General features: G+C 72.9%; 28 protein-coding genes and 3 tRNA genes. 22 read left to right on the top strand and 9 right to left on the bottom strand.

Annotation, left to right across the window (positions count from 1 at the left end):
• The first annotated feature begins 21 nt into the window (after nucleotides 1-21).
• The 12 genes from H6X67_RS01245 (at nucleotide 22) to H6X67_RS01190 (ending at nucleotide 12,661) form a co-directional block, all read left to right on the top strand.
• On the top strand, nucleotides 22-1,404 hold the full coding sequence (locus H6X67_RS01245) for an ABC transporter substrate-binding protein (protein ID WP_249369053.1): 1,383 nt from the start codon (nucleotides 22-24) through the stop codon (nucleotides 1,402-1,404).
• A gap of 54 nt (nucleotides 1,405-1,458) precedes the next feature.
• Nucleotides 1,459-2,346, top strand: a complete 888-nt coding sequence (locus H6X67_RS01240) for a carbohydrate ABC transporter permease (RefSeq protein ID WP_249369052.1) — start codon at nucleotides 1,459-1,461, stop codon at nucleotides 2,344-2,346.
• Between the two features lie 4 nt (nucleotides 2,347-2,350).
• Complete coding sequence (locus tag H6X67_RS01235) at nucleotides 2,351-3,187, top strand: carbohydrate ABC transporter permease (protein ID WP_249369051.1); 837 nt, start codon at nucleotides 2,351-2,353, stop codon at nucleotides 3,185-3,187.
• 153 nt (nucleotides 3,188-3,340) lie between these two features.
• Nucleotides 3,341-4,258 carry a dihydrodipicolinate synthase family protein gene (locus tag H6X67_RS01230; RefSeq protein ID WP_249369050.1) on the top strand — a complete coding sequence of 306 codons (918 nt, stop codon included), beginning with the start codon at nucleotides 3,341-3,343 and terminating at the stop codon, nucleotides 4,256-4,258.
• Nucleotide 4,259: 1 nt separating this feature from the next.
• Nucleotides 4,260-5,291 carry an ROK family protein gene (locus H6X67_RS01225; RefSeq protein WP_249369049.1) on the top strand — a complete coding sequence of 344 codons (1,032 nt, stop codon included), beginning with the start codon at nucleotides 4,260-4,262 and terminating at the stop codon, nucleotides 5,289-5,291.
• A gap of 123 nt (nucleotides 5,292-5,414) precedes the next feature.
• Complete coding sequence (locus H6X67_RS01220; RefSeq protein WP_249369048.1) at nucleotides 5,415-6,104, top strand: N-acetylmannosamine-6-phosphate 2-epimerase; 690 nt, start codon at nucleotides 5,415-5,417, stop codon at nucleotides 6,102-6,104.
• A gap of 180 nt (nucleotides 6,105-6,284) precedes the next feature.
• Nucleotides 6,285-6,566 (top strand): HU family DNA-binding protein, encoded by a 282-nt coding sequence (locus H6X67_RS01215; protein WP_249369047.1) that lies wholly within the window; start codon nucleotides 6,285-6,287, stop codon nucleotides 6,564-6,566.
• Between the two features lie 230 nt (nucleotides 6,567-6,796).
• Nucleotides 6,797-7,618 (top strand): ABC transporter ATP-binding protein, encoded by an 822-nt coding sequence (locus H6X67_RS01210; RefSeq protein WP_249369046.1) that lies wholly within the window; start codon nucleotides 6,797-6,799, stop codon nucleotides 7,616-7,618.
• A complete protein-coding gene (locus tag H6X67_RS01205) occupies nucleotides 7,594-9,306 on the top strand; it encodes a transporter (RefSeq protein WP_249369045.1) in 1,713 nt (570 codons plus the stop codon). The genes H6X67_RS01210 and H6X67_RS01205 overlap by 25 nt, the downstream gene beginning before the upstream one ends.
• Nucleotides 9,307-9,482: 176 nt before the next feature.
• Nucleotides 9,483-10,220 carry a glucosamine-6-phosphate deaminase gene (nagB, locus tag H6X67_RS01200; RefSeq protein ID WP_249369044.1) on the top strand — a complete coding sequence of 246 codons (738 nt, stop codon included), beginning with the start codon at nucleotides 9,483-9,485 and terminating at the stop codon, nucleotides 10,218-10,220.
• 240 nt (nucleotides 10,221-10,460) lie between these two features.
• Nucleotides 10,461-10,847, top strand: a complete 387-nt coding sequence (locus H6X67_RS01195; RefSeq protein WP_249376990.1) for a DUF3039 domain-containing protein — start codon at nucleotides 10,461-10,463, stop codon at nucleotides 10,845-10,847.
• Nucleotides 10,844-12,661 (top strand): DEAD/DEAH box helicase, encoded by a 1,818-nt coding sequence (locus H6X67_RS01190; protein WP_249368184.1) that lies wholly within the window; start codon nucleotides 10,844-10,846, stop codon nucleotides 12,659-12,661. Before H6X67_RS01195 ends, H6X67_RS01190 begins: the two co-directional genes overlap by 4 nt.
• 149 nt (nucleotides 12,662-12,810) lie before the next feature.
• On the opposite strand, the gene H6X67_RS01185 is transcribed toward H6X67_RS01190, so the two are convergent.
• Nucleotides 12,811-14,220 (bottom strand): nicotinate phosphoribosyltransferase, encoded by a 1,410-nt coding sequence (locus H6X67_RS01185; RefSeq protein ID WP_249368182.1) that lies wholly within the window; start codon nucleotides 14,218-14,220, stop codon nucleotides 12,811-12,813.
• Between the two features lie 38 nt (nucleotides 14,221-14,258).
• Between H6X67_RS01185 and clpS the strand changes: the two genes are divergently transcribed.
• The 5 genes from clpS to H6X67_RS01160 are packed head-to-tail and all read left to right on the top strand — an operon-like array spanning nucleotide 14,259 to nucleotide 17,580.
• On the top strand, nucleotides 14,259-14,570 hold the full coding sequence (gene clpS / locus H6X67_RS01180) for an ATP-dependent Clp protease adapter ClpS (RefSeq protein WP_249368180.1): 312 nt from the start codon (nucleotides 14,259-14,261) through the stop codon (nucleotides 14,568-14,570).
• Nucleotides 14,567-15,298: a DUF2017 family protein gene (locus H6X67_RS01175; protein WP_249368178.1), complete on the top strand. Its 732-nt coding sequence runs from the start codon at nucleotides 14,567-14,569 to the stop codon at nucleotides 15,296-15,298. The genes clpS and H6X67_RS01175 overlap by 4 nt, the downstream gene beginning before the upstream one ends.
• 31 nt (nucleotides 15,299-15,329) lie before the next feature.
• A complete protein-coding gene (gene murI, locus H6X67_RS01170; protein WP_249368194.1) occupies nucleotides 15,330-16,130 on the top strand; it encodes a glutamate racemase in 801 nt (266 codons plus the stop codon).
• A 53-nt stretch (nucleotides 16,131-16,183) separates the two neighbouring features.
• Nucleotides 16,184-17,014 carry an MBL fold metallo-hydrolase gene (locus tag H6X67_RS01165; protein ID WP_249368176.1) on the top strand — a complete coding sequence of 277 codons (831 nt, stop codon included), beginning with the start codon at nucleotides 16,184-16,186 and terminating at the stop codon, nucleotides 17,012-17,014.
• A 2-nt stretch (nucleotides 17,015-17,016) separates the two neighbouring features.
• On the top strand, nucleotides 17,017-17,580 hold the full coding sequence (locus H6X67_RS01160; RefSeq protein ID WP_249368175.1) for a DUF3054 domain-containing protein: 564 nt from the start codon (nucleotides 17,017-17,019) through the stop codon (nucleotides 17,578-17,580).
• A gap of 8 nt (nucleotides 17,581-17,588) precedes the next feature.
• Here the strand turns inward: H6X67_RS01160 and H6X67_RS01155 are convergent, their stop codons facing one another.
• The 4 genes from H6X67_RS01155 to H6X67_RS01140 all read right to left on the bottom strand — a co-directional run bounded on the left by H6X67_RS01155 (nucleotide 17,589) and on the right by H6X67_RS01140 (nucleotide 19,602).
• Nucleotides 17,589-17,867 (bottom strand): hypothetical protein, encoded by a 279-nt coding sequence (locus H6X67_RS01155; protein WP_249368173.1) that lies wholly within the window; start codon nucleotides 17,865-17,867, stop codon nucleotides 17,589-17,591.
• A gap of 119 nt (nucleotides 17,868-17,986) precedes the next feature.
• Entirely contained in the window at nucleotides 17,987-18,673 is a 687-nt protein-coding gene (gene rdgB / locus H6X67_RS01150) for an RdgB/HAM1 family non-canonical purine NTP pyrophosphatase (RefSeq protein ID WP_249368171.1), read from the bottom strand.
• Nucleotides 18,670-19,461, bottom strand: a complete 792-nt coding sequence (rph, locus tag H6X67_RS01145; RefSeq protein WP_249368169.1) for a ribonuclease PH — start codon at nucleotides 19,459-19,461, stop codon at nucleotides 18,670-18,672. The genes rdgB and rph overlap by 4 nt, the downstream gene beginning before the upstream one ends.
• A 56-nt stretch (nucleotides 19,462-19,517) precedes the next feature.
• A tRNA-Leu gene (locus tag H6X67_RS01140) sits at nucleotides 19,518-19,602 on the bottom strand.
• Nucleotides 19,603-19,751: 149 nt separating this feature from the next.
• Here H6X67_RS01140 and H6X67_RS01135 point away from each other — a divergent pair.
• Entirely contained in the window at nucleotides 19,752-20,879 is a 1,128-nt protein-coding gene (locus tag H6X67_RS01135; protein WP_249368167.1) for a Gfo/Idh/MocA family protein, read from the top strand.
• Between the two features lie 30 nt (nucleotides 20,880-20,909).
• Here the strand turns inward: H6X67_RS01135 and H6X67_RS01130 are convergent, their stop codons facing one another.
• The 4 genes from H6X67_RS01130 to H6X67_RS01115 form a co-directional block, all read right to left on the bottom strand.
• Nucleotides 20,910-21,386, bottom strand: coding sequence for a peroxiredoxin (locus H6X67_RS01130; RefSeq protein WP_249368164.1), 477 nt, complete (start codon nucleotides 21,384-21,386; stop codon nucleotides 20,910-20,912).
• Between the two features lie 185 nt (nucleotides 21,387-21,571).
• Nucleotides 21,572-21,736, bottom strand: coding sequence for a hypothetical protein (locus H6X67_RS01125; protein ID WP_249368162.1), 165 nt, complete (start codon nucleotides 21,734-21,736; stop codon nucleotides 21,572-21,574).
• A gap of 357 nt (nucleotides 21,737-22,093) precedes the next feature.
• Nucleotides 22,094-22,170: transfer RNA gene (locus H6X67_RS01120), tRNA-Lys, on the bottom strand.
• 40 nt (nucleotides 22,171-22,210) lie between these two features.
• Nucleotides 22,211-22,284 (bottom strand) — tRNA-Lys (locus H6X67_RS01115).
• A gap of 203 nt (nucleotides 22,285-22,487) precedes the next feature.
• On the opposite strand from H6X67_RS01115, the gene H6X67_RS01110 reads away from it, so the two are divergent.
• The 4 genes from H6X67_RS01110 to H6X67_RS01095 all read left to right on the top strand — a co-directional run bounded on the left by H6X67_RS01110 (nucleotide 22,488) and on the right by H6X67_RS01095 (nucleotide 25,122).
• Nucleotides 22,488-23,414 (top strand): ATP-grasp domain-containing protein, encoded by a 927-nt coding sequence (locus H6X67_RS01110; protein WP_249368160.1) that lies wholly within the window; start codon nucleotides 22,488-22,490, stop codon nucleotides 23,412-23,414.
• Nucleotides 23,415-23,544: 130 nt separating this feature from the next.
• Complete coding sequence (locus H6X67_RS01105; RefSeq protein WP_249368158.1) at nucleotides 23,545-24,162, top strand: hypothetical protein; 618 nt, start codon at nucleotides 23,545-23,547, stop codon at nucleotides 24,160-24,162.
• Entirely contained in the window at nucleotides 24,159-24,578 is a 420-nt protein-coding gene (locus tag H6X67_RS01100; RefSeq protein ID WP_249368156.1) for a hypothetical protein, read from the top strand. The genes H6X67_RS01105 and H6X67_RS01100 overlap by 4 nt, the downstream gene beginning before the upstream one ends.
• 160 nt (nucleotides 24,579-24,738) lie before the next feature.
• Nucleotides 24,739-25,122: a YccF domain-containing protein gene (locus H6X67_RS01095; RefSeq protein ID WP_249368155.1), complete on the top strand. Its 384-nt coding sequence runs from the start codon at nucleotides 24,739-24,741 to the stop codon at nucleotides 25,120-25,122.
• The last annotated feature ends 33 nt before the right edge of the window (nucleotides 25,123-25,155 follow it).

Genomic DNA, 25,155 nt, shown 5'->3' with positions numbered 1-25,155 from the left:
CCCGTTCACAGGAGAACACTCATGTCCCGTACCACTGTCCCCGCCCTTCACACCCTGTCGCGCCGCGGCTTCGTCACCGCCACCGGCGTCGGCCTGCTCGGCCTGCTCGCCGCCTGCGGCTCAGGCGGCTCCGACGACGCCGAGGCCGAGCGGACCGGCCCGCTGTCCGGCACCGTCACCATGTGGTCCTCCTTCACCCAGGGCCCGCGGGCCGGCTGGATGCAGAGGATGGCCGACGCCTTCCACGCCGAGAACCCGCAGGTCACCGTCAACATCGAGCAGTTCTCGTGGGGCGAGTTCAACACCAAGTGGACCACCGGCCTGACCGCGGGCCAGGTCCCGGACCTGTCCACCGCCCTGCCCAACAACGTCGTCGAGATGATCAACGCCGAGGCGCTGGTCCCGCTGGACGACGTCATCGACTCCATCGGCAGGGACAGGTTCCCCGAGGCCGCGCTGCGCGAGGGGCGGCTCGACTCCGTCTCCTACTCCGTGCCGATCTACTCCCACGCCCAGGTCATGTGGTACCGCACGGACCTGCTCGAGGCCCACGGCCTGAGCGTGCCCCAGACCTGGGACGAGCTCGCCCAGGCCGCCAGGACCATCGGGCGCGGCAACGACCTCTACGGTCTGTCGGTGCCGCTGGGCACGGGGGACATGATGGGCGCTCGCTACCTCAACTTCTACGTCCGCTCGGCGGGTGAGCGTCTGCTCAAGGCCGACGGCTCCGCCAACCTCACCTCCTCCGCGGCGCTGGAGGGCGTCAAGTACTGGGTGGACCTGTACAAGGCGGTCTCGCCCGAGGGCTCCCTCGAGTACGCGGTGCTCGACCAGGCGACCCTCTTCTACCAGGGCAAGACCGCCTTCGACTTCAACTCCGGCTTCCACGTCTCCGGTGTCGAGACCAACCGTCCCGACCTGCTCGGCTCCATCGCCGCGGCGCCCCTGCCCCGGCTCAAGGCCTCCGACCCGGTGAGCTACCCGGCTGAGGTCTCCAACATCCCGCTGGTCGTCTGGCAGGCCTCCGAGGTCCGGCGCGAGGCCAAGGCGTTCCTCGAGTTCCTCTTCTCCAAGGACGAGTACATCGAGTTCCTGCACGCGGTGCCCGGCGGCATGCTGCCCGTGCTCAGCGACGTCGCCGAGCACCCCGCCTACCTCGACAACGAGACGATCACCGCCTTCTCCGACTCGATCCAGGTGATCCAGGACCAGGTCGGCGTCGGCAGCGCCATCGGCATGGAGGAGGGGCCCGTCGTCCAGGCCGGCGTCCTGACCAGCCAGGGCCTGATCGAGAAGATGTTCCACTCCGTCATCATCGACGGCACGGACATCGAGGCAGCCGCCAAGGAGTGCGAGGACAAGCTCAACTCGGCCTTCGAGGCCGCCGGGGCGCAGATCGGCTGACCCGGCCGGGCCGCCGGTGGCGTCGTGCGACGCCACCGGCACCAGGAGCACGACATGTCTCGTCTCAAGCACGTCAACTGGACCGGCATCGCCTTCGTCGCCCCCTCGATCGTGGTGGTGCTCGCGCTGCTCATCTACCCGGTGCTGTCCAGCATCTGGTTCTCCTTCACCAACAAGCACCTGCTGCGCACCGGCTACGACGTCATCGGGCTCGGTAACTACACCGCCCTGCTCACGTCCCCGGACTACTGGAACGCCTTCGGCGTCTCCGTGCGGTGGACCGTCCTGTCCATCGGCCTGCAGCTGCTCATGGGCCTCGTCCTGGCCCTCGCCCTCGACCGGGTGCCCCGGGGATCGGCGGTGTTCCGCACGCTGCTCATCGTCCCCTGGGCCTTCCCGGCCATCATCACCGCCTTCGCCTGGAAGTGGGTCCTCAACGACGTCTACGGCGTCCTGCCCAACCTGCTGACCCGCAGCGGGCTGACGGAGTCGAACATCGCCCTCCTGGGCGACCCGTCGCTCACCTTCTGGGTGGTGCTGGGGGTCAACGTCTGGTTCGGCACGCCCCTGTTCATGGTCAACATCCTCTCGGCGCTCAAGACGATCCCCCAGGAACAGTACGAGGCGGCGATGGTGGACGGGGCCAGCGGCTGGCAGCGCTTCCGGTTCATCACGCTCACGCACATCCGCGAGGTCGTCGGCCTGCTCGTGGTCCTGCGCGTCATCTGGGTCTTCAACAACTTCGACATGCTCTTCCTGCTCACGGGCGGCGGTCCGGGCACGCGCACGACGACGCTGCCGATCTACGCCTACCAGGAGGGCTGGAACCTGCGACAGCTCGGGGTGGCCTCCACCGTCACCGTCCTGCTGCTGCTGTTCCTGCTGGCCGTCGCCATGGTGGCCTTCCGGGTCATGAGCCGCTGGGAAGAGGAAAGGGGCTGAAGCCGTGCGCCGTGTCGGTCAGAGCCGCTGGGGCACAGCCGGTGTCTACGTCCTGCTCGTCATCGCCTCGTTCATCGCGGTCTTCCCCCTGCTGTGGGTCGTCACCTCGTCCTTCAAGACGTCGACGGAGCTGGCGCAGAACCCGCTGCAGCCCTTCTCGTCCTCGCCCACGCTCGAGCACTACCGCACAGTGGTCACGGAGATCGGCTTCCTGGGCAACCTCAGGAACTCGCTGCTCATCGCGACCTGCTCGACGCTCATCGCGGTGCTCGTCTCGCTGCTGGGCGCCTACGGCATCGTCCGCTTCTTCCCCCGGGTGGGGCGCCAGCTGACGAAGCTGCTCATCAGCACCTACATGTTCCCGCCGATCCTCCTGGCGATCCCGTACACGATCACCATGGTCAGGCTCGGGCTCATGAACAGCTACGCGGGGCTCGTCATCGCCTACCTGTCCTTCTCGATCCCGTACGCGATCTGGATGCTCATCGGCTTCTTCCAGACGGTGCCGATCGGCATCGAGGAGGCGGCGGCGGTCGACGGCGCCAGCCGGCTGCGCGTGTTCTGGCAGATCTCGGTGCCGGTGATCCTGCCGGGGATCGTGGCGACGGCGGTCTACACCTTCATCAACACCTTCAACGAGTTCCTGTACGCGCTGCTGTTCATCACCGACTCCGACAAGATGCCGGTGGCGGTGGGGCTGTACTCCCTGCAGGGTTCGGAGGTGCTGGACTGGGGCGCGATGATGGCGGCCTCCGTCATCGTCATCGTGCCGTCGGTCGTGTTCTTCATGCTCATCCAGCGCCACATCGCCGGTGGGCTGTCGGAGGGGTCGGTGAAGTAGCCGCCCTGTCAACGCCCTCACCCACGTCGCCCCGTCCGGGGCCGGAAGTGATCGCCATCGATCCCGTCGCAGGGGTGGCGTGGGTGAGCCATGTCTGGCACACTTACACCTAGACGTCAGACGTCTGATCAACTGTCAAAGAAGAGAGTACTCATGGACACCCGCTTTACCGGCGTCATCCCCCCCGTCGTCACGCCCTTCAAGGACGGTGAGATCGACTTCGACTCCCTCGACAAGGTCGTCGACTTCCTCATCGACAACGGCATGGACGGCCTCTTCGTCGGCGGCTCCTCCGGCGAGGTCGCCTACCTCACCGACGAGCAGCGCGACGCCGTCGCCGCCCGCGTCATCGAGCGCACCGCGGGCCGCGTCCCGGTCCTCGTCGGCGCCATCGAGACCACCAGCGCCCGCGTCATCGAGCAGGCCAAGCGCGCCGCGGCCCTCGGGGCCGACGCGATCGTCGCCACCTGCCCCTTCTACGCCATCAACGACATGGCGGAGATCGAGGACCACTTCCGCGCCGTCGCCGCCGCCACCGGCCTGCCCCTGTTCGCCTACGACGTCCCCGTGCGCCTCAACGGCAAGAAGCTCTCCACCGAGATGCTCGTCAGGCTCGGCACCGAGGGCGTCCTCACCGGCGTCAAGGACTCCTCCGGCAACGACGTCGCCTTCCGCCGCCTCGTCCAGCTCAATGAGAAGGCCGGCCACCCGCTCGTCCTGCTCACCGGCCACGAGTGCGTCGTCGACGGCATGCTCCTGGGCGGGGGCGACGGCGTCGTCCCCGGCTACGGCAACGTCGAGCCCCGCGCCTACGCCGACCTGTGGACCGCCGCCCAGGCCAAGGACTGGGAGAGGGCCCGCCGCATCCAGGACGGCATCAACGAGGGCTTCGAGATCGTCTTCGTGCCGCAGGGCCGCTCCGGCGACGCCACGGGCATCGGCGCCTTCAAGACCGCCATGGAGGCGCAGGGCACCATCGCCACCAACGAGATGGCCTTCCCGGTCAAGGCCCTCGAGGGCGAGACCAAGGAGGGCGTCGTCGCCATCGTCCGCAGCCGGGGCCTGATCTGACATGACCGCGCCGGTCCCCGCCACCACGACACCGCGCCCCGGCGCCGACGACGTCCTCGTTGGGGTCGACCTGGGCGGAACGAAGATCGCCGCAGCCCTGGTCGGCACCGACGGCACCGTCCTCAGCGACGTCCTCGAGGTGCCGACACCGGCCCACGACGGCCCCGAGCGCATGCTCGACGCCATCGCCGGGCTCGTGGCGGACGTCGTGGCGGCGGGGACCCGCACCCGCCCCGGCGAGAGGGGCGCCCCGATCGCCGTCGGCATCGGCTCCGCCGGCGTCATCGACGCCGACCGCGGCGTCGTGACCTCCGCCACCGACGCCATCACCGACTGGCCCGGCACGGACATCGTCTCCGGTGTCGGCGCCCGGCTGCGGGCCGCCGGCGTCACCCGCCCCGACGCGGGCGCCCCGCTCATCCACGTCGACAACGACGTCAACGCCTACGCCGCGGGCGAGGCCTGGATCGGTGCCGGCGCTGGAGCGCGCACCGCCCTCGTCGTCGCCGTCGGCACCGGGGTCGGGGGAGCCGTCGTCCTCGGCGGCTCCGTCCACCACGGCGCCCACTACGTCGCCGGTGAGATGGGTCACATGCCCAGTGGTCTCGCCGGGCAGGAGACCTGCACCTGCGGGCGCCCCGGCCACCTCGAGGCCGTCGCTGCCGGGCCGCAGATCGCCCGCCGCTACCGCGAGGCCACCGGCGCCACCGACGTCACCACCGCCCTCGCCGTCGAGCGGCTGGCCGACGCCGGCGACGCCACCGCCCAACGGGTCTACCGGGAGGCGGCCACCGCCCTGGGCAAGGCCATCGCGCAGGTGGTCACCGTCCTCGACCCGGACAAGATCATCATCTCAGGAGGCCTCGCCCGCTCGGGCGAGCTGTGGTGGGGGCCCCTGCGCGAGACCGTCGCCGCCGAGCTCATCGACCTCGTCGCCCACGACACCGAGCTCCTGCCGGCCACCCTCGGCGCCACGGCGCCCATCATCGGGTCCGCGCACGAGGCGCACCTGCGCCTGGCCCGCTCCTCCTGACACGACGCCCCGGCGCCGCGGCCACCGGCCGCGGCGCCGGGGCGCGCCCGGGTGCGCACCCACCGGGCCCGCACCGCCCACCAGCCACCACAGCGAGCCCACCGAACACGTAAGGAAGCACACATGAGCACCCTCAACCCCGTCCTCGAGAGGCTGCGCGGCGGCCTCATCGCCTCCGCCCAGGCCTACCCCGGTGAGCCCATGCGCGACCCGCGCACCATGGACGAGGTCGCCCAGGCCTGCGTGGCCGGCGGCGCCGTCGGCATCCGCGCCCAGGGCCTGGCGGACCTGGCCCTCATCACCCAGCACGTCGACGTGCCGGTCATCGGCCTGTGGAAGGACGGCCACGACGGCGTCTTCATCACCCCCACCCTCACGCACGCCATCGCCGTGGCCGCCACCGGCGTCGAGATCGTCGCCATCGACGCCACCCGCCGTCCCCGCCCCGACGGCCTCACCTTCGCCCAGACGGTCGCGGGCCTCAAGGAGGTCCGCGAGGGCATCCTCGTCATGGCCGACTGCGGCAGCCTCGACGACGCCAAGATGGCCCAGGACGCCGGCGCCGACATCCTGGGCACGACCCTGGCCGGCTACACCGGCGAGCGCCCCAAGACGGACGGCCCCGACGTCGAGCTCATCGACCAGGTCGCCGCCATCGCCCAGGTGCCGCTCGTCGTCGAGGGCCGCGTCCACACCCCGGCCCAGGCCGCCCTCGCCATGCAGCACGGGGCCTTCGCCGTCGTCGTCGGCACCGCCATCACGCACCCGACCACCATCACCTCCTGGTTCGTCGACGCCGTGAGGAACGCCTGACCGCCCCGCCCGCGTGGTCCGTGTGACTCGTGTGACGAGCGGGGAAGCGGGGGTGCCCCCGGGCGCCCCCGCGCCACGCAGAACGCCGCGATATCTGACAAAACGGGCCGTTTGCGCATAGCGTTACCGCCAGCGGCACCGAACCGACCCGGTGCCCACCCACGACTGAGAGGCAGATACATGTCCGTCAACCGCACTGAGCTCATCGCCGCCATCGCTGAGAAGGCCGACCTCACCAAGGTCCAGGCCGACGCCTTCCTCGGCGCCTTCCAGGAGGTGCTCGTCGAGAACGTCGCCAAGGGCGAGGCCGTCAAGATCACGGGCCTCATGGGCGTCGAGCGCGTCGAGCGCGCCGCCCGCACCGGCCGCAACCCCCGCACGGGCGAGGAGATCCAGATCCCGGCCGGCTACGGCGTCAAGCTGACCGTCGGCTCCGCCCTGAAGAAGGCCGTCGCCAAGTGACGACCCTCTGAGGCGGCGCGCGGCAGGTCCGCGCGAGCCCCCAGCACCCGCGAGGGCGCGCCACACGACGTGGTGCGCCCTCGCCGCGTCCGCGCCACCGGCCCGACCGGGACCGACGGCATCGGCGCCGCCGCCGCGGCGTCCCGGGAGCGCGTCTCCTCCCGCAGGAGCGCCACCGATCCTTCTGGCGGATGAGGTGCACGCCACCCCCGTCTCCCTAGGGTGGGGCCATGCCCCACACCGACAGCACGTCGCCCTTCCGCCCGCCGTCGGCTCCCGACGCCCCCGGGCACCTGCCCGCCCTCCTGTGCCAGGACCTGAGCAAGGTCTTCGGCCAGAAGATCGCCGTCAACACCCTCACGATGGCTGTGCCCACGGGCTCCATCTACGGCGTCGTCGGCCCCAACGGCGCCGGCAAGACCACCACCCTGTCCATGGCCACGGGGCTGCTCGTCCCCGACGGCGGACGCGTCCTCGTCCACGGCGTCGACGTGTGGGCCGAGCCCGCCCGCGCCAAGGCGCAGCTCGGCGTGCTTCCCGACGGGCTGCGCACCTTCGACCGCCTCTCCGGCCTGGACCTCGTCACCTACGCCGGGCTCCTGCGGGGCCTGGACCGAGACACGGTCATGGCGCGCGCCACCCAGCTCCTGCACGTCCTGGGCCTGTGGGAGGCCGGCACCACCCTCGTCACCGACTACTCCGCCGGTATGCGCAAGAAGGTCCACCTCGCCTGCGCCCTCGTCCACTCGCCGGCCGTGCTCGTCCTCGACGAGCCCTTCGAGGCCGTGGACCCCGTCTCCGCCCAGACGATCCAGGCGCTGCTCACCGACTTCGCCGCGGCCGGGGGGACCGTCGTCATCTCCAGCCACGTCATGGCCACCGTCCAGCGCTTCTGCACCCACGTGGCCGTCATCAGCAACGGGCGCGTCCTGGCCGCGGGCACCACCCAGGAGGTCGCCGCCGGCACGGACCTGGACACCCGCTTCGCCCAGCTCGTCGGAGCCCCGGCCACCCGGGAGGAGCTGTCGTGGTTGCGACCCTCGTCCGTCTGAGGTGGCGCCTGACGCTCAACGCGCTCTCGCGCAACGTCTGGGCCCTCATCGCCACCGTCGTCGGCGCCCTCTACGGGATGGGGCTGCTGGTCATGCTCCTCGTCGGCGCCGTCGCCCTGGGGCAGGCGCCCGCCGACGTCATCGCCGAGGTCCTCGCCGCCGCCGGGGTGCTCACGGTCCTGGCCTGGGTCCTCGTCCCGCTCATGCTCACCGGTGTCGACGCCACGCTCGACCCCCGCGCCATGGCCGCCTGGGTCGCGCCCTCGCGCTCCCTGTCGCGGGGCCTGGCCGTGGCCTCGGCCTGCGGCGTCACCGGCCTCCTCACCGGCCTGGGGACGCTGCTGCCGGCCCTCGTGTGGGCGTGCGCCGGCCAGGTGGGCGCCGCCCTGCTCTCCCTCCTGCTCGCGCCCGCCCTGCTCGCCACCTGCGTCCTGCTCAGCCGCGTCGTCGTCATCGGGGCGGGCGTGTCCCAGTCCCGTCGCGGGCGCGAGCTCGTGGGCGTCATCAGCATGCTCGTGCTCGTCGTCGTCGCCATGCTGCCCTCGCTGCTGTCCAGCCTGAGCCTCGGGGACCCGGACGCCCTGCTGGGGGCGCTGCGCGCGTGCGCGGGCGTCGCGGGCCTGACCCCCTTCGGCTGGGCGGTCGCGGCCCCCGGCTACCTCGCCCAGGGGGAGGCGCTGTCCGCCGTCGTCCTGGCCCTCGGGGCCGTCATCGTGCCCCTGGCGCTCATGCCCGCCTGGGACCGGGTGACCAGGCGCGTGATGACGGGACCTGCCCGTGCCTCGGCCCGGGCGCGCGCCTACGAGACCACCGGGCAGCGCGGTGCCGGCACGGTGCGGGCACTGGCGTGGCACGCGCGCCTGTCGCGGCTCATGCCCTCGCCCGCGGCCGCCGTCGCCGCCCGGTCCCTGCGCTACTGGCGCTCCGACCCCCGGTACCTCTCCCAGCTGGTCGCGCTGCTCCTCGTCCCGGTCGTCTTCGCGGTCGCCTTCGTCGGCAGCAGGCAGGCCGTCGTGGGTGGGGACGGCGCCGCCCTCTCCTTCGGGGATCTCCTGTCCTGGGGCAGCGCGCCCCCGTTGGTGCTCGTCGCCGCCGTCTTCGCCGCGCTCATGTGCGGCTGGGGCCTGCACAACGACCTCGCCTTCGACTCCACCGCCCTGTGGCAGCACCTGTCCGCCGGGCTGAGCGGGTGCGACGACCGCCTGGGGCGCGTGGTCGCCGCGGCCCTGTGGCAGGTGCCCGCCGTGGTGGTCCTGGCCGTCTTCGGCGCCGGGGCGAGCGGGCGCTGGGACATCCTGCCGGCCGTGCTGGGGCTCAGCGCCGCCGTCATGGGCTGCGCCTACGCCTGGTCGAGCGTGACGAGCGTGCTCCTACCCTACGAGACGAACGCACCGGGGGAGAGCCCGATGAGGTCGCGCACCTCCGGCACGGCCTTCATTGCCGCCCTGGTCCAGATGGTCGGCTTCCTCCTCATCGGGCTCATGAGCGCCCCCGTCATCGCGGGCTTCGCGGTCACGGCGGTGAGCGGTCAGTGGGTGTGGGGGTGGCACGTGCTCCCGGGCGGCCTGCTGTGGGGCGCGGGCGCCACCTGGGGTGGCGTCGTCCTGGGCGGCCGCCACCTCGACGAGAGGGGGCCGCGGGTGCTCGCCACGATCCGCTCCTGGCCCGGGCACGAGGAGGTCCGCTGAGCCCGGGACGGCCCGTGCGGGCCGGTGCCGCCCGCCGGGCCCGTGAGAGAGACCCGGTGGCGTGAGGACGAGTCTCAGACATCAGACGTCTGATGCTTGGAGCGGGTATGCTGGACCACGCGCACCGAGGCGCACCGGCGCACACCGCCGTGGACCCGAACCCCAAGGGGGAACAGATGGAGCTTATCGTCCTGGACACCGCCGAGCAGATCGCCGAGCGGGCCGCTGACGCCATCGAGGAGCTGCTCACCACCAAGCCCGACGCCGTCCTGGGGACCGCCACCGGCTCCAGCCCGCTGCCGCTCTACGACGAGCTCACGCGCCGCTGCGAGGCAGGACGCATCTCCTTCAAGGAGGTCACCGGCTTCATGCTCGACGAGTACGTCGGCCTGCCCGAGGGCCACCCCGAGCGCTACGCCACCTTCATGGAGCGCAACCTGCGCTCCCGCGTCGACATGCGCCCCGGCGCCCTCAACGGCCCCGACGCCCTCAACCCCGACCTCCAGGCCGCCTGCGACGAGTACGAGGCCAAGATGGCCGCCGCCGGCTACTGCGACCTGCAGATCCTCGGCATCGGTGCCGACGGGCACATCGGCTTCAACGAGCCCGGCGGCCCCCTAGACTCCGCCACCCACGTCGACGTCCTCACCGAGCAGACCCGCCGCGACAACGCCCGCTTCTTCGACGGCGACATCGACGCCGTCCCCACGCACTGCATCACCCAGGGCCTGGGCACCATCATGAGGGCCCGCAAGCTCGTCCTCATCGCCACCGGCGAGAACAAGGCCGAGGCCGTGCGCCAGCTCGTCGAGGGCGAGGTCAGCGCCGAGTGGCCCGCCACCGTCATGCAGAACCACGCCGACGCCCTCGTCCTCGTCGACCCCGCGGCCGCCAGCCTGCTGAGCAACCGCTGAGCCGACGGCGCCCCGGCCCGCCCCGCGTCCCACAGGCCGCCACGTCGCCCACCAGCCAGGGGCCGCCTCCCAGCCGGAGGCGGCCCCTCGCCGTCGTCAAGCCCCGTCGGCCCGGATCCGCCACCGGGCCCGCTGCCCGGTCCCACCGCCGGTCCTGCCGCGGTCTCGGCGGGCCGGCGGGAGAAGAACCACAGGACCCTCCCCAGGGCACCCGCTGCGCCCCGGCCTACACTGGCGCCCATGAGCGAGCCCCCCACGACGCCCCCCGTGGCCAGCACGGACGCCCCCAGCGGCCCCACCGAGCCCGGCCGCCCGCTCTCGGACCCCTCCACCGGGGCCTCCACCGGCACCGCCGTCCTCGAGCGTGAGGAGCTGCAGTCCACCGACGACGGCGACGCCGACCGCTTCGCCCACTACGTGCGCAAGGACCGCATCGCCGCCGCAGCAGCCACCGGGCGCCCCGTCGTCGCCCTGTGCGGCAAGGTGTGGACCCCTGGCCACGACCCGTCGCGCTACCCCGTGTGCCCCACCTGCAAGCAGATCTACGAGGGTATGAGGGACGGTGGCTCCGGCGGCGGCAAGGGCCCGCGCCGGCCCCGTTTCCCCTTCGGCCGGGGCGGTCAGTGAGCCCCGCGCGCGGCTCCCAGGCAGCAGGACACCCCAACCAGCCCTCGATCTTCGCCGCCGAGAACCTCTCGCCGGCCTACCCGCGGCGTGCCGCCTGGGGCACGGCGGGGTCGCTGCGCGCCTGGCAGGCCGAGGCCCTGGACGCCTACATGTCCTCCATGCCCGAGGACTTCCTCGCCGTCGCCACCCCCGGCGCAGGCAAGACGACCTTCGCCCTGCGCATCGCCACCGAGCTGCTCAGCCGCGGCGACGTCCACCAGGTCACCGTCGTCGCCCCCACCGAGCACCTGAAGTACCAGTGGGCCGAGGCCGCCGCCCGCGTCGGCATCCACCTCGACCCCTCCTTCACCAACTCCCAGGGGGCGCTCGGCTCCCGCTTCGACGGCGTCGCCCTCACCTACGCCCAGGTGGCCGCCAACGCCAACCTCCACCGCGCCCGCACCGACGCCCGCCGCACCCTCGTCATCCTCGACGAGATCCACCACGGCGGCGACGCCAAGAGCTGGGGCGACGCCGTGCGCGAGGCCTTCACCCCCGCCCGCCGCCGCCTGGCCCTGACCGGCACCCCCTTCCGCTCCGACGAGTCCCCGATCCCCTTCGTCCGCTACGACGAGGAGCCCGGCGGCATCAAGCGCTCCCACGCCGACTACTCCTACGGCTACGCCGAGGCCCTGCGCGACGGCGTCGTGCGGCCCGTGATGTTCATGACCTACTCCGGGCAGATGCGCTGGCGCACCAGGGCCGGCGACGAGGTCGCCGCACGCCTGGGGGAGCCGCTGACCAAGGACCTCGAGGCCCAGGCCTGGCGCACCGCCCTCGACCCCTCCGGCCAGTGGGTCCCGGCCGTGCTCGCCGCCGCCGACCAGCGCCTGAGCGAGGTGCGCCGCCAGGTGCCCGACGCCGGCGGCCTCGTCATCGCCACCGACCAGTCCCGCGCCCGCGCCTACGCCGCACAGCTGCGGGCCATCACCGGCCAGGCCCCCACCGTCGTCCTGTCCGACGACTCCGGCGCCTCCAGCCGCATCGAGGCCTTCTCCGCCTCCCGTGACCGCTGGCTCGTCGCCGTGCGCATGGTCTCCGAGGGCGTGGACGTGCCCCGCCTGGCCGTCGGCGTCTACGCCACCTCCACCTCCACGCCCCTGTTCTTCGCCCAGGCCGTGGGCCGCTTCGTGCGCTCACGGGCCAAGGGGGAGACCGCCAGCGTCTTCCTGCCCTCCGTCACGCCCCTGCTGGGCCTGGCCAACGAGATGGAGGTCGCCCGCGACCACGTCCTGGGCCGGCCCCGCTCGAACGAGGACGACCTCCCCGGCTACCCCGAGGACCGCCTGGTCGCCGAGGCCAACAAGGAGGAGAGGGCCTCCGACGACCTCTTCGGCGCCTTCGAGGCCATGGACTCCACCGCCGAGTTCGACCGGGTCCTGTTCGACGGAGGGGAGTTCGGCACCGGCGCCGTCGTCGGCAGCGTCGAGGAGCAGGAGTACCTCGGGCTGCCCGGCCTGCTCGAGCCCGAGCAGGTCACCGCCCTGCTGCGCCAGCGCCAGGACAAGCAGATCCGGACGCAGAAGCGCGAGTCGGCCGCCGCCGCCCGGCGCCGGGCCAACTCCGGGGTCGACGACGCCCGCAGGCGCCAGGCCGCCCGCAAGGAGCTCTCCCAGCTCGTCGCCGCCTGGGCGCGCCGCTCCGGCCAGCCCCACGGCGTCGTCCACAACGACCTGCGCCGCGTGTGCGGCGGCCCCGAGGTGGCCCAGGCCTCCACGGAGGAGATCGAGAAGCGGGTGCAGACCCTGCGCCGCTGGTTCGTCGGCAAGCGCTGACGCCCGGCCCCGTCGGCACCCGTCGTGCGGGCCCCAACCGCCCCAGCCCCTCAGCCCATCTCCTCGCTTTGCGTCCGAGATCCCTGGGGTTGTGGCGTACGCTCGCGCGCAAACCGAGGAGTCGGGGGCGGTGGGGTGGTGAGGGCGTGTCAGCCGCGCAGGGCCTGACGGCCGTCCAGGTCGAGATGACGCGTGGGCACCGCCGGCTCGCCCTCGCTCAGGCGCCACGCCTCGTAGGGCAGCTCCGCCCGCGAGACCCGGTGACGCTCAGCCGCCGCCGCCAGCCCCTCAGGACCGCGGTGCTCCTCCTGGATGACACCGTCGACGACGAGGTCCACCTGGAGCGGACGGGCCCCCGCCGCCTCCAAGGCCGCCAGCGCCTGGGCACCCTCGCGCGCGGAGACAATGAGCTCCTCGGCCGCACGGCCCGAGGCGTCCACGACACGTCCCGCCCACTTGCGGCCGCCGACCGTCGCCTTGCCGCCCTGGGAGAGCTTGGCGACCTCCTGCATGACGCCGTCGTCGTCCGCCCGCTCCACCAGCTTGTACACCAGGGCCGCCGTCGGCCGCCCCGAGCCCGTGACGAGCTTCGTGCCCACGCCGTAGGAGTCCACCGGGGCGGCGCCCAGCGCCGCGATCGCGTACTCGTCCAGGTCGTTGGTCACCGTGATCCGCGTCGACGTCGCCCCCAGGGCGTCCAGCTGGGCGCGGGCCTTGAAGGCCTCGGCCACGAGGTCGCCCGAGTCCAGGCGCACCGCGCCCAGCTCGCCGCCGGCCGCGCGCGCCGCCCTCACGGCCCTCTCGATGCCCCGGGCGATGTCGTAGGTGTCCACGAGGATCGTCGTGCCCGGGCCCAGCGCCGCCACCTGGGCGGCGAAGGCCTCCTCCTCCGTGTCGTGCAGCAGGGTGAAGGAGTGCGCCGAGGTCCCCACGGTCGGGATGCCGTAGCGCAGGCCCGCCTCCAGGTTGCTCGTCGCCGTGAAGCCCCCGACGACGGCGGCGCGGGCCGCGGAGACCGCCGCCCGCTCGTGGGCGCGGCGCGCACCGAAGTCCGCGCAGGGGCGCCCGTGGGCGGCGATCGTCATCCGCGAGGCGGCCGAGGCCACCGCGCAGTCGTAGTTGTAGATCGACAGGGCCAGCGTCTCCAGGACGCAGGCCTGGGCGAAGCTCCCCTCCACCGTCAGCAGCGGGGAGCCCGAGAAGTAGCACTCGCCCTCGGCGTAGCCGCGGATCGTGCCCGTGAAGCGGAAGCCGCGCAGGAAGTCGAGGGTGTCGTCGTCCACCACCTGCTGGGCGTGCAGGAAGTCGATCTGCTGCGCCGTGAAGGTGAAGCGCTCGATGGCGTCGAGCAGGCGCCCGGTCCCGGCCACGACGCCGAAGCGCCGCGAGGGAGGCAGGGAGCGCCCGAAGAGCTCGAAGACGCTGCGCCGGCCGGCCGTGCCCGAGCGCAGCGCGGCCTGGAGCATGGTGAGCTCGTACATGTCCGTCAGCAGCGATGTCGTGGGGGAGGCCAGGGGAGCGGTGCGGGGAGCGGGCACCTGCGCGGGCTGAGTCGTCATGACACCAACCTAGTCCCCGCGCCGTTACGCTGGGGCCCATGTGCCCCACCGCGCCCGTCGTCTCACCAGACGCGCGACAGGACGCGCGCACCGCGCCCCTGCACCAGTGGCGCACCGTCGTCCACGACGACCCCGTCAACACGATGGACTACGTCGTGTGGGTCTTCCGCACCTACTTCGCCCTGCCCACCGCCCTCGCCGAGCACCGCATGATGCAGGTGCACACCACCGGGCGCGCCGTCGTCTCCACCGGCCCGCGCGAGCGCATGGAGGTGGACGTCGCCGCCATGCACTCCTACGGGCTGCGCGCCACCATCGAGCCGGCCGGCCCCGACGAGGCCGCGGCATGAGGCCCTTCGAGCCGGTCGAGCACGGCTGGCAGAGCCGGCTGAGCCTGCGGGAGCGCGAGTACCTGGCCGGCCTGCTCGAGCAGGTCAGCGCCGTCCTCGCCGCCGAGGGCCCGCTCGAGACCACTGTCATAGCCGGGTCCGGCCCGCTGCGCCCCCGGGACGGCGGGGACGGTGAGGACCGAGGGGGCGAGGCGGATGACGACGCCGTCCTCGCCGCCCTCGACTTCGAGACCCCGCCGGCCGTCCCCACCGCCCAGGAGCCCGACGGCGCCACGGCGCCAGCGGCCCCGAGGCGCCCGGTGCCCGCCGACGTCGCCGCCCTGCTGGAGGTCCTCCTGCCGGAGGCGAGCGAGGACCCGGAGGTCGCCGTCGAGGTCTCGTCCATGAACCGACAGCGCCTGCGCGCCCTCAAGCACGGCCGCCTGACCGACGTCGTCTCCGAGCTCCTGGAGCCCACCGGGACCGGCGGGGAGGTCCTCGTGCGCCGGGGACTCGAGGGCGAGTGGCTGGCCGCCGTCAACGACGTGCGCCTCGTCCTCGCCCACTGGCTCGACATCGAGGACGCCGACAGCGCCCAGGACGTCCACGACCTCACCTGGTACACGGCGCCCGCCGACGAGGCCGACGAGGACCGCTTGCGGCGCGCCCTGGCCATGTCCTACAACATGCTCACCTGGTGGCAGGAATCACTGCTGGCCGTGCTACTGACGGGTCAGGGCCCCGCCTAGTCTCGGGAGCGTGGAAAACGCGCCCATCGGGATGTTCGACTCAGGCGTCGGCGGCCTGACGGTGGCGCGTGCGGTCATCGACCAGCTCCCCGGGGAGCAGATCCTCTACATCGGGGACACCGCGCACACCCCCTACGGGCCGCGCCCCATCGAGGAGGTCCGTGAGCTCGCCCTGGGCGTCATGGACGAGCTCGTCGACTCCGGTGTCAAGATGCTCGTCATCGCCTGCAACACCGCCTCCGCCGCCGTCCTGCACGACGCCCGTGCCCGCTACACGCGCGGGCGCGGCGTGCCCGTCGTCGAGGTCGTCCACCCCGCGGCCCGGGCCGCCGCCCGCGTGACCCGCAACGGCCGCGTCGGGCTCATCGCCACCCAGGGCACCGTCGACTCGTGCGCCTACGACGACGCCCTGTCCTCCGTGCCGGGCGTCGAGCTGCTGTCCACCGCCTGCCCGCGCTTCGTCGAGCTCGCCGAGCGCGGCACGACCACCGGGCCCGAGGTCATGGAGGTCGCCCGCGGCTACCTCGACCCGCTGCGCGCCGCCGAGGTCGACACCCTCATCCTGGGCTGCACGCACTACCCGCTGCTCACCGGCGCCATCTCCTACGTCATGGGGGAGGACGTGACCCTGGTGACCTCCTCCGAGGAGACCGCCAAGGACGTCTACCGCGAGCTCGCCAGGCGCGACCTCCTGCGCGACGCGCAGGCGCCCGCCCCCGTCCACGAGTTCCGGGTGACGGGCGACCCGGACGCCTTCGCCGTCCTCGCCCGCCGCTTCCTCGGCCCCGAGGTCGCTCACGTCACGCGCGCCGCAGCGCCCGCAGCCGACTGAGTCCCCGTCCCCTCTCCCGTTCCCGCGCCCGGCCCCGTCAGCAAGGACCACCTATGAAGCTCACCGTCATCGGATGCACCGGAAGCATGTCCGGCCCCGCCTCCGCGGCCTCGTCCTACCTCGTGCAGGCGACCGGTGCCGGCCAGGACGGTGAGGAGCTCATCTACTCGGTGGTCCTCGACCTCGGCCCCGGCTCCATGGGGCAGATGCTGCGCTACCTCGACCCCGCGGACCTCGACGCCCTACTCATCTCCCACTGCCACGCCGACCACATGGTCGACATGGTCGGGATGCACGTCTACCGCCGCTGGCACCCCGCCGGCGCCCTCAGGCCCGTCCTCACCGTGGGCCCCAGCGAGCTGCTCCACCGCCTCAACGGCGTGGACGGCACCCCTGAGACGGAGACCTACGCCACCGAGTTCGACTTCCGCACCGCCGTGCCGGGCGAGTCCTTCCAGGTGGGCCCCATGACGATCACCCCCTACACCGCGCTGCACCCGGTGGAGGCCTACGGCTACCGGATCGAGGGGCCGAGCGAGGAGGTGGGCCCCGAGGGCCGGCGCCGGACGGTCTGCCTGGCCTTCACAGGGGACACCGACCTGTGCGAGCCGATCTGCGAGATGGCCGACGGCGTCGACCTCCTGCTCGCGGAGGCGGCCTTCGTCGAGGGCCGTGACACGGTGCGGGGCATGCACCTGACGGGCAAGCGGGCCGGCCAGCTCGCCGCGGGGACGGCCGGCCAGGTGCCCCGGCGCCCCGTCGGCCAGCTCGTCCTCACCCACATCCAGCCGTGGACCGAGCACCGCATCCCGCTGCGCAACGCCGCCCTCGCCTATGAGGGGCCGCTCGAGGCGGCGACGGCGGGCGCGACCTGGGAGATCTGAGGATGGCGAGCCAGGCCCCGCGCCGCGTCTCCTTCACACCGCCGGTGCCGGACGGCCCGGACCGCCCGTGGACGCGCGGGCGCCGCACACGCTGGTGGCTCGTGCCCCCGGCGGACCTCGTGAGCGTGCTGCTGGTCGCCGCCCTCGTCGCCGCGTCCGTGCACGACCTGTCCCTGATGCCCGAGATGATGGTGCACGGCGTCGTGGCGACGACGGCCGCCTGGCTGGTGGCGTGGGGCCTCACCCGGCCGCAGGACCACCTGGAGGCCGCGGACCGCGACGGGCTGACGGTCGTGGGCACCACCTGGCTCGCGTGGCTCGGCCTGCGGATGCTCTCGGGCGGGGACGCGGCGGACGTGTGGCTGGTGCTGGCCGCGTTCCTGCTCGTCGCCCAGGGCGGCTGGCGCTGGGTGTACGGCTACGTCAAGGCCCAGGAGTCGCTGGTCCCGAAGCAGGTCCAGCGCAGGCTGGACGCCCAGGCCGCCCGTGACGCCGAGGAGGCGCGGAGGTCGGAGACGACGCAGGGAGCGCAGGGGCCTCAGGCGCCCGACGGCACGCCCGCGTGAGGCGCGTCCTACTCGCCGCGACGGGCGTCCGAGGACATCGCCCACTCGACGGCGAACCAGACGGAGATCCCCAGGACCTCGAAGAGGACACGGGGGTCGAAGCCCGGTTCCCTCAGCCACCCGTAGGAGCGTCCGACGCCGCCCGCGAGGAAGAGGAACGCCGCGAGGACGGTGTTGCGCCTGACCAGGTTGACGAGGGCGCTCTGCTCGGACCGGGCCGCGGCGCCGGCATCAGCGCCGTCCCCGTTGCGCAGCGCCCGGGCGGCTCCTGTGGCGAAGACCAGCATGAGCGCGGCGGAGGTTGGCGAAGCCGCGGGCGAGCAGGAGGAGGCCGATGAGGGCGCAGCCGCCGCCCCAGACGATGTGACCCATGAGACCTCGCAGGTGGTCGGTTGGAGGACCGGGCTCAGCGCGCCAGCAGCCCGGCGAGGACGGGTGCCAGGTCCCTGAGGGCCCTGCCCCGGTGGGAGACCGCGTTCTTCTCCGCCGCGCTCATCTGAGCGGTCGTGCGACCCAGGGCGCCCGGAGCGTCCTCCTCGACCGGCACGAAGACCGGGTCGTAGCCGAAACCGCCCGCGCCGACCGGCGAGCGCAGGAGCCGGCCGTGCATCGAGCGCTCGATGAGCGTCACCGCCCCGCCCGTCTCGCCGCTCTCCTCGTCGTCGGGCACCACCAGGACGGCCGCGCAGGTGAAGCGGGCCGTGCGGTGCGGGTCCGCCACGTCGCTGAGCTGGTCGAGCAGCAGCCGCAGGTTCGCCGCGTCGTCACCGTGACGGCCGCACCAGCGTGCGGAGAAGATCCCGGGCGCGCCGCCGAGCACGTCGACGCACAGGCCCGAGTCGTCGGCGACTGCGGGCAGCCCCGTCGCCTCGGCCAGGGCCCGCGCCTTGATCTCGGCGTTGGTCGCGAAGGTGAGGCCGTCCTCGACCGGCTCGGGCGCCTCGAGCTCGGCGGCCGAGATCACCTGCTCCGGCTCGAGGCCGGGGACCAGCGGGGTGAGGATGGCGCGCAGCTCGGAGAGCTTGCCCTCGTTGTGCGTGGCCAGGACCAGGCGGGCGCCCTCGGGCACCGCGACGCGGCGGGCGGCGGTCACTGCCGCGCCTCACCGGAGCGCACCGTGAAGGGGGCACCGGAGGGACCGGCGAGCGCACGGCGCTGGAGCGCCGCCAGCTCCGCGTTGCCCTTGGCCGCCAGGTCGAGCAGGGCCCCGAGCTCGTCGCGGGTGAAGGGGGCGTGCTCGGCGGTGCCCTGGACCTCGATGAAGCGCCCGTCACCGGTCTGCAGGACGTTCATGTCCGTGTCGGCGCGCACGTCCTCCTCGTAGGGCAGGTCGAGGCAGGGCACGGAGTCGATGACGCCGACGCTGACCGCGGACAGGGTGTCGGAGAGCACCGGCCTGCCGGCGCGCGGGGTGATGAGACCGCGCCCGGTGCCCCAGGCGACGGCGTCCGCCAGGGCCACGTAGGCGCCGGTGACGGCGGCGGTGCGGGTGCCGCCGTCGGCCTGGAGGACGTCGCAGTCCAGGGCGATGGTGTTCTCACCCAGGGCGGCGACGTCGATGACGCCGCGCAGGCCCCGGCCGATGAGGCGGGAGATCTCGTGGGTGCGGCCACCCACCTTGCCGCGCACGGACTCGCGCCCGCTGCGCTCGCTGCCGGCGCGCGGCAGCATGGCGTACTCGGCGGTCACCCAGCCCTCGCCGCTGCCCTTGCGCCAGCGCGGCACGCCCTCGGTGAAGGAGGCGACGCACAGCACACGGGTGCGGCCGAACTCGACCAGGACACTGCCCTCGCCGTGCTCCTGCCAGTGGCGGGTGATGGTGATGGGGCGCAGCTCATCGGTCGCACGCCCGTCCTTGCGGGTGAAGTCGGTGGTGGTCACCGGCCCAGGGTACCGGGAGCATGGGGGCGTCATGCGGTGGGCCCCGGCCGCCGCCCTGGTGCGCGAGAAGGGACTCGAACCCTCACGCCCGAAGGCACCAGAACCTAAATCTGGGGCGTCTACCAGTTCCGCCACTCGCGCTCGGCGCCCCACCCTACCGTCTGCGCAGTGACGTCGACGCCGACGTCGATGCAGCCCGGGCCGCACACCCGCCCCGCATCCGCTCCACTGCCGGGCAACAGCGCCGAAACCGGGCCCGTACCCGCACCCCGGAGCCCTAGGGTGGCGCCATGGCACGCACCGACGCGCCCGGCACCCGCACCACCGACCTCCTGCCCGACCTGCCGGAGGCCTTCCGTGAGGCGCTGGACGCCGTCGGAGCCTCCTTCGACCTCGCCACCGAGGTCCCTGAGCCCCAGGACGCGCCCGAGCTGCGCTGGGGGATCCTCGGCGCCGGCACCATCGCCGGCACCTTCGCCACCGACGTGCCCCACCTGTCCTCCGGGGTCATCGCCGCCGTCGGCTCGCGGGACCGCGACAGGGCCCAGGCCTTCATCGACGCCCACCCCGCCACCGCCAAGGGCGGTGCGGCCCGCGCCCACGGCTCCTACGAGGAGCTGGTCGCCGACGACGAGGTCGAGGCCGTCTACGTCGCCACCCCGCACGCCTTCCACGCCGAGCACGCCCTGCTGGCCCTCGAGGCCGGCAAGCCCGTCCTCGTCGAGAAGCCCTTCACGGTCAACACCGCCCAGGCCAGGCGCGTCCTCGAGGCGGCCCGCGAGCGCGGCCTGTTCGCCATGGAGGCCATGTGGACGCGCTTCCTGCCCGGGCACCGCCTGGCCCAGCGGCTCGTGACCTCGGGCGCCCTGGGCGAGGTCCGCCACGTGCGCGCCGACCACTTCCAGTCCCTCCTCCACGTCGAGCGCATGGTGAGCCCCGCGCTCGCCGGCGGTGCGCTGCTGGACCTGGGCGTCTACCCGCTCAGCTTCATCCACGCCATGGTCGGCGCGCCGCCCAGCCAGAGCGTCATCGGCCGCCTGAGCCCCGACGGCCTCGACCTGGAGGAGGTCAGCGCCATGGGCTACGAGGGCTTCATCGCCGTCGCCTCCTCGGGCATGGACGCCGCCGGCCAGAACATGGCCGAGGTCATCGGCTCCGAGGCCCGGCTCACCATCGACCCGTGGTTCTACTGCCCGACCCCGGTGAGCCTGTCGCGCCGTGGGGCCGACGGCGACGTCACGGCCACGTGGGACGCCTCGGTCCCCGGCGGCTTCCAGCTCGAGGCGGCGGAGGCCGCCCGCTGCGTCAAGGGCGGGCTCACCCAGTCGCGCGTCATGCCCTGGGAGGCGACCCTCGCGGTCATGGCCATGATGGACGAGGTGCGCGCCGCGCTCGGCGTCGTCTACCCGGGGGAGTGAGCCGGACGTGCTGCCGGCCGCGCTCGCGGCTCAGCCCACCGCCAGCTCGCTGCGCAGGCGCTCGACGTGCCCCGTGGCCTTGACGTTGTAGCGGGCGAGGGTGACCGTGCCGCTGCGGTCGACGACGACGGTGGAGCGGATGACCCCGGTGAGCACGCGGCCGTAGCTCTTCTTCGCGCCCCAGGCGCCCCAGGCCTCCATGACGGCGTGGTCGGGGTCCGACAGCAGCGGGAAGGGCAGAGACTCGTTCTCGGCGAAGCGGGCGAGCGCCGCCTGCGGGTCGGGCGAGACGCCGACGACCTCGTAGCCGGCGTCTCGCCAGGAGGCCAGGGAGTCGCGGAAGTCGCAGGCCTCCTTCGTGCAGCCGGGGGTCGAGGCGCGCGGGTAGAAGTAGACGACGACGCCCCGGTCGGCGGCCTCGCGCAGGGCTGCCAGGCGGACCTTGGCGCCGGAGGCGTCGGTGAGGGTGAAGTCAGGGGCGGTGTCTCCGACGGCGAGCCTGGGCATCTCGGTCTCCTTGGGCTGGGTGGTGGACCCGACCATAACCGGCCCGGCCCGGGGCCGTCTCCTGCCGCCTGCGGTCCAGCGCCGTGCTCGGACGCCGGCCTCGGGCTGTGACAACGGCGGGTCCCCGCTCCCGGTGGGAGCGGGGACCCGCCGTCGTTGTGTGGTGGGCAACCGCTCACCCGGCCTCAGGCGGCCAGGGCGAGCGCGCTGCGCGCCGCCTCCACGCGCTCCAGGGCGCGCTCCAGGCGGGAGGGGGAGGCGGTGGCGTCCAGGGAGGACAGCTCGGTCTGGGCCGCGCTCAGCTCGCGCTCGGCGGCCTGGCGGGGGACCTCGGTCATCTTCGTGCTCATGGTCATCATTCCTTCTTCTTCCTCGTGGCCCCGAGGGGCCCTTCGTGTGCCGGGTGCGTGCGCAGGTCTGTCCTGCGGCCCGGCAGGCTGTGGGGGCGACCCGGTGGTGCTGCGTGACGAGCACCGGGTGCCGGTGGCCGGGAGGGCTGCGCGGTGTGAGCGCGCGGCCCGTCGACCGACGCAAGGATCAACGCTCACGGTGGCCGCAGGTATTCCGGCAGGTGACGTGCCCGTGAACGGCCGGTCACCGTGGTGCGTGCTAGAGGCCGGGAGCGGGTGGGGGAGGAGCAGGTCCCGCGTCGACGTCGTGGTGCGGGTCAGGATCGTCCCCGACCATCTCGCGCCACGGCCCTTGCGTGGTACCCCCTCAGGGACTCGAACCCTGGACACCCTGATTAAGAGTCAGGTGCTCTAACCAACTGAGCTAAGGAGGCGTTGGTTGTGGGAACCGCTCCGGGGGAGCGGGGCCCGCGGTACCCCCTCAGGGACTCGAACCCTGGACACCCTGATTAAGAGTCAGGTGCTCTAACCAACTGAGCTAAGGAGGCATGTCCTCCGAGGCGCGAGCGCCCGGCGACGGAGGAAGACTTTACGGCGCCCGCGGCGCTGAGTCCACTCGCGAGGGCCCGGAACCGGCCAAGTGTGCGAGAAGTCTCAGGCCTGCGTGGCCGGGACGGGACTGTGGCCGCTGTGTCGCCCATGGGGCGCGGACCACGGCTCACGCGCCCCCGGGGCGAGGTACGGTGGCCCGGTGACCCCACCGATCGTGACCCTCGCGACCAGTGCCGACTACCCCCACCTCGACGCCGACGACCAGGGGCTGCCCGACGCCCTGCGTGAGCGCGGGATCGAGCCCCGTGTCGCCGTCTGGAACGACCCCGGTGTCGACTGGGACGAGGCCGGCGTCGTCGTCCTGCGCTCCGTGCGCGACTACGCCAAGCGCCGCAACTACACCTCCTTCCTTGAGTGGGCCCGGTCGGTGCCACGGCTGCTCAACCACGCCTCGGTGGTCGGCTGGAACTCCGACAAGCACTACCTCCAGCGCATGGCCGCCTACGGCGTGCCCATGATCCCCACGACCTGGCTCGAGCCCGAGCAGCAGCTGTCCAAGCACCAGGTCCACACCCGCTTCCCGGCCCACGGCGACTTCGTCGTCAAGCCCGCGGTGTCCTCCGGAGGGCGCGGCACGGGGCGCTACACGGCCATGGACGCCGGCTCGCGCGCCGACGCCATCAACGACGCCGTGCACCACCTGCACCGCGGGCGCACCGTCATGGTCCAGCGCTACCTCGAGGAGGTCGACCGCAAGGGCGAGCTCTCCCTGGTCTACTTCAACGGCGTCCTGTCCCACGCCGTGGAGAAGGCCCCCATGCTGCACCCCTCCTTCCGCTCCACGGACGAGGAGGAGGCGCACGAGGAGATCGTGCGCGCCCGCGAGCCCAGTGAGCAGGAGTGGCTGTGGGGCGAGCGCGTGCGCAAGGCCATCCACGGCGTCGTCAAGGAGACCGCCGGGCGCGACATCCAGCTGCTGTTCAACCGCGTCGACGTCGTCTCCGACGGCGAGGGCGGCTTCTACCTCATGGAGGTCTCGCTCATCGACGCCGGCCTGTACCTCACCTCCTCGCCGCAGGCGATGACGAACTTCGCCGACGCCATCGCCCAGCGCGTCTTCTGGTGACGGCAGGTCCCGTGCCGGTCGGCCCCACCTCGCGAGACTGACGAGAAGTCGATCAACCTCGAGAGGTTGATTGGTGGGGTATCAACCTTAAGAGGTTGATTTCTCCCGCTGTGTGGGAGATCCTTACCGCGTGTTCGTTCTCACGATCGATCAGGTTCGCAGTCGCGACGGTGAGGACCTCGTCCCCGAGCTCCTGGCCTCGCTCGACGGCGTGCCCGTTCTCGTGGCTTTTGAGCGCACCGTCGGCGATGAGGTCCAGGGCGTCGTCGCCGACGCCGCTGCGGTGCTCACGGTGGTGCGCCGCGCCCTTGCCAGCGGGCACTGGCACGTGGGGCTGGGCATCGGTGAGGGCGAGCTTGGCGAGGAAGGACCGCGCAGCGGTACCGGCCCCGCTTTCCTGGCCGCTCGGGAGGCCGTGGAGTCCGCCAAGCGCACACGGACCTCTCTCGCAGTGAGAGCCGGAACGAGCACGGGAGCCGCAGCGCGAGCCGCTGCAGACGCTGAGGCGGCCCTCCGCCTCGTCGCTGCTCTGACCGCACGCCGCACTGTGGCCCAGGCGCGAGTCGTTGCGCTTCTCGACGACGGAATGACGGGCAAGGAGGTCGCCGAGACGCTCGGTGTGAGCGCTCAGGCGGTCTCCAAGCAGCGCATCGCCGCCGCCTACGACGAGGAGAGGAGCATGATGCCGGTCCTCGTCAGGTTGCTCGAGCAGGCCGATGCACCCACCCGCCTGAAGGCCACCGCGTGAACCCGGCCCTGCACACCGTGCTCGTCATCGCGTCCGTGCTGCTCCTGTCCTCCCTCGGCGGCTGGGGAGTCGTCGCCGTCATCCTGCGCTGGGCGCGGGTGCCGGAGACTCCCGTGCAGCGGGCTGCCGGTCCCGGCGGGGCGAGCGTCCCAGTCATCGCTCCGCGCGACGAGCCAGGCTCGCCGGTTCTGCGCGGTGGAGCGTGGATCGGCGTGCTGGAGCGCCTGGCAGTGACCGGGGTGCTTCTGGCAGGCCAGCCCGTGCTGACCGGTGCGGTCGTCGCGGTCAAGGGCCTGGGGCGGTGGGCCGACCTTCAGGGCAATCCGGGATCCACCGAGCGGTTCATCATCGGCACCCTCGCCTCCCTCGTGTGGGCGGGGGCCTGCGGCCTGGCCGGGCGCACGCTCCTGGGGTGACGGGCGGACGGCTGCGTTCGCGGACGCGGCTCCGGCCAGGTCCGCCGCTCACGGCACCGGGACCGCCGGAATAGCCCGCGCGGTGGCACGGTTGCACGTGCGGGCCGGCCCCGCCGGCCCTTGCCCGTGTCCCTGATCGCCCCATCTCAACGGAGTCACGATGCGCACGCTGCTCAACATCATCTGGGTCCTCTTCGGCGGGTGGGCCCTGTTCCTGGAGTACCTGCTCGCCGGGCTCATCGCCTGCCTGCTCGTCGTCACCATCCCGGCGGGCGTCGCCTGCTTCCGCATCGCCGTCTACGCGCTGTGGCCCTTCGGCCGCGAGGTCGTGCCCGTGCCCGGTGCCGGGGTCATGAGCGGGGCCGCCAACGTCATCTGGTTCCTCGTGGCCGGCCTGTGGCTCGCGCTGGGCCACGTCGCCACGGCCGTGGCCCAGGCGGTGACGATCATCGGCATCCCGCTGGCCGTCGCCAACATCAAGATGATCCCCGTCACCTGCTTCCCCTTCGGCAAGCGGGTCGTGCCCGGCCGCGGCATCCTCTGACCCGCGCGGGCGGACGCACCCGGCCGGCCCCGG

It is taken from the genome of Actinomyces sp. AC-20-1, assembly GCF_023369555.1.
GTDB lineage: Bacteria > Actinomycetota > Actinomycetes > Actinomycetales > Actinomycetaceae > Actinomyces.
This window is presented reverse-complemented; position numbering and strand designations above follow the sequence as displayed.

Bases quoted from the DNA above. Each gene is read 5' to 3' on its own strand.
- nagB (WP_249369044.1), top strand. From the start codon at position 9,483: ATGGAGCTTATCGTCCTGGACACCGCCGAGCAGATCGCCGAGCGGGCC.
- H6X67_RS01245 (WP_249369053.1), top strand. From the start codon at position 22: ATGTCCCGTACCACTGTCCCCGCCCTTCACACCCTGTCGCGCCGCGGC.
- H6X67_RS01165 (WP_249368176.1), top strand. From the start codon at position 16,184: ATGAAGCTCACCGTCATCGGATGCACCGGAAGCATGTCCGGCCCCGCC.
- H6X67_RS01125 (WP_249368162.1), bottom strand. From the start codon at position 21,736: ATGAGCACGAAGATGACCGAGGTCCCCCGCCAGGCCGCCGAGCGCGAG.
- murI (WP_249368194.1), top strand. From the start codon at position 15,330: ATGTTCGACTCAGGCGTCGGCGGCCTGACGGTGGCGCGTGCGGTCATC.
- H6X67_RS01175 (WP_249368178.1), top strand. From the start codon at position 14,567: ATGAGGCCCTTCGAGCCGGTCGAGCACGGCTGGCAGAGCCGGCTGAGC.
- H6X67_RS01240 (WP_249369052.1), top strand. From the start codon at position 1,459: ATGTCTCGTCTCAAGCACGTCAACTGGACCGGCATCGCCTTCGTCGCC.
- H6X67_RS01195 (WP_249376990.1), top strand. From the start codon at position 10,461: ATGAGCGAGCCCCCCACGACGCCCCCCGTGGCCAGCACGGACGCCCCC.
- H6X67_RS01135 (WP_249368167.1), top strand. From the start codon at position 19,752: ATGGCACGCACCGACGCGCCCGGCACCCGCACCACCGACCTCCTGCCC.
- H6X67_RS01185 (WP_249368182.1), bottom strand. From the start codon at position 14,220: ATGACGACTCAGCCCGCGCAGGTGCCCGCTCCCCGCACCGCTCCCCTG.
- H6X67_RS01230 (WP_249369050.1), top strand. From the start codon at position 3,341: ATGGACACCCGCTTTACCGGCGTCATCCCCCCCGTCGTCACGCCCTTC.
- H6X67_RS01215 (WP_249369047.1), top strand. From the start codon at position 6,285: ATGTCCGTCAACCGCACTGAGCTCATCGCCGCCATCGCTGAGAAGGCC.
- clpS (WP_249368180.1), top strand. From the start codon at position 14,259: ATGTGCCCCACCGCGCCCGTCGTCTCACCAGACGCGCGACAGGACGCG.
- H6X67_RS01155 (WP_249368173.1), bottom strand. From the start codon at position 17,867: ATGCTGGTCTTCGCCACAGGAGCCGCCCGGGCGCTGCGCAACGGGGAC.
- H6X67_RS01220 (WP_249369048.1), top strand. From the start codon at position 5,415: ATGAGCACCCTCAACCCCGTCCTCGAGAGGCTGCGCGGCGGCCTCATC.
- H6X67_RS01130 (WP_249368164.1), bottom strand. From the start codon at position 21,386: ATGCCCAGGCTCGCCGTCGGAGACACCGCCCCTGACTTCACCCTCACC.
- H6X67_RS01160 (WP_249368175.1), top strand. From the start codon at position 17,017: ATGGCGAGCCAGGCCCCGCGCCGCGTCTCCTTCACACCGCCGGTGCCG.
- H6X67_RS01210 (WP_249369046.1), top strand. From the start codon at position 6,797: ATGCCCCACACCGACAGCACGTCGCCCTTCCGCCCGCCGTCGGCTCCC.
- H6X67_RS01095 (WP_249368155.1), top strand. From the start codon at position 24,739: ATGCGCACGCTGCTCAACATCATCTGGGTCCTCTTCGGCGGGTGGGCC.
- H6X67_RS01225 (WP_249369049.1), top strand. From the start codon at position 4,260: ATGACCGCGCCGGTCCCCGCCACCACGACACCGCGCCCCGGCGCCGAC.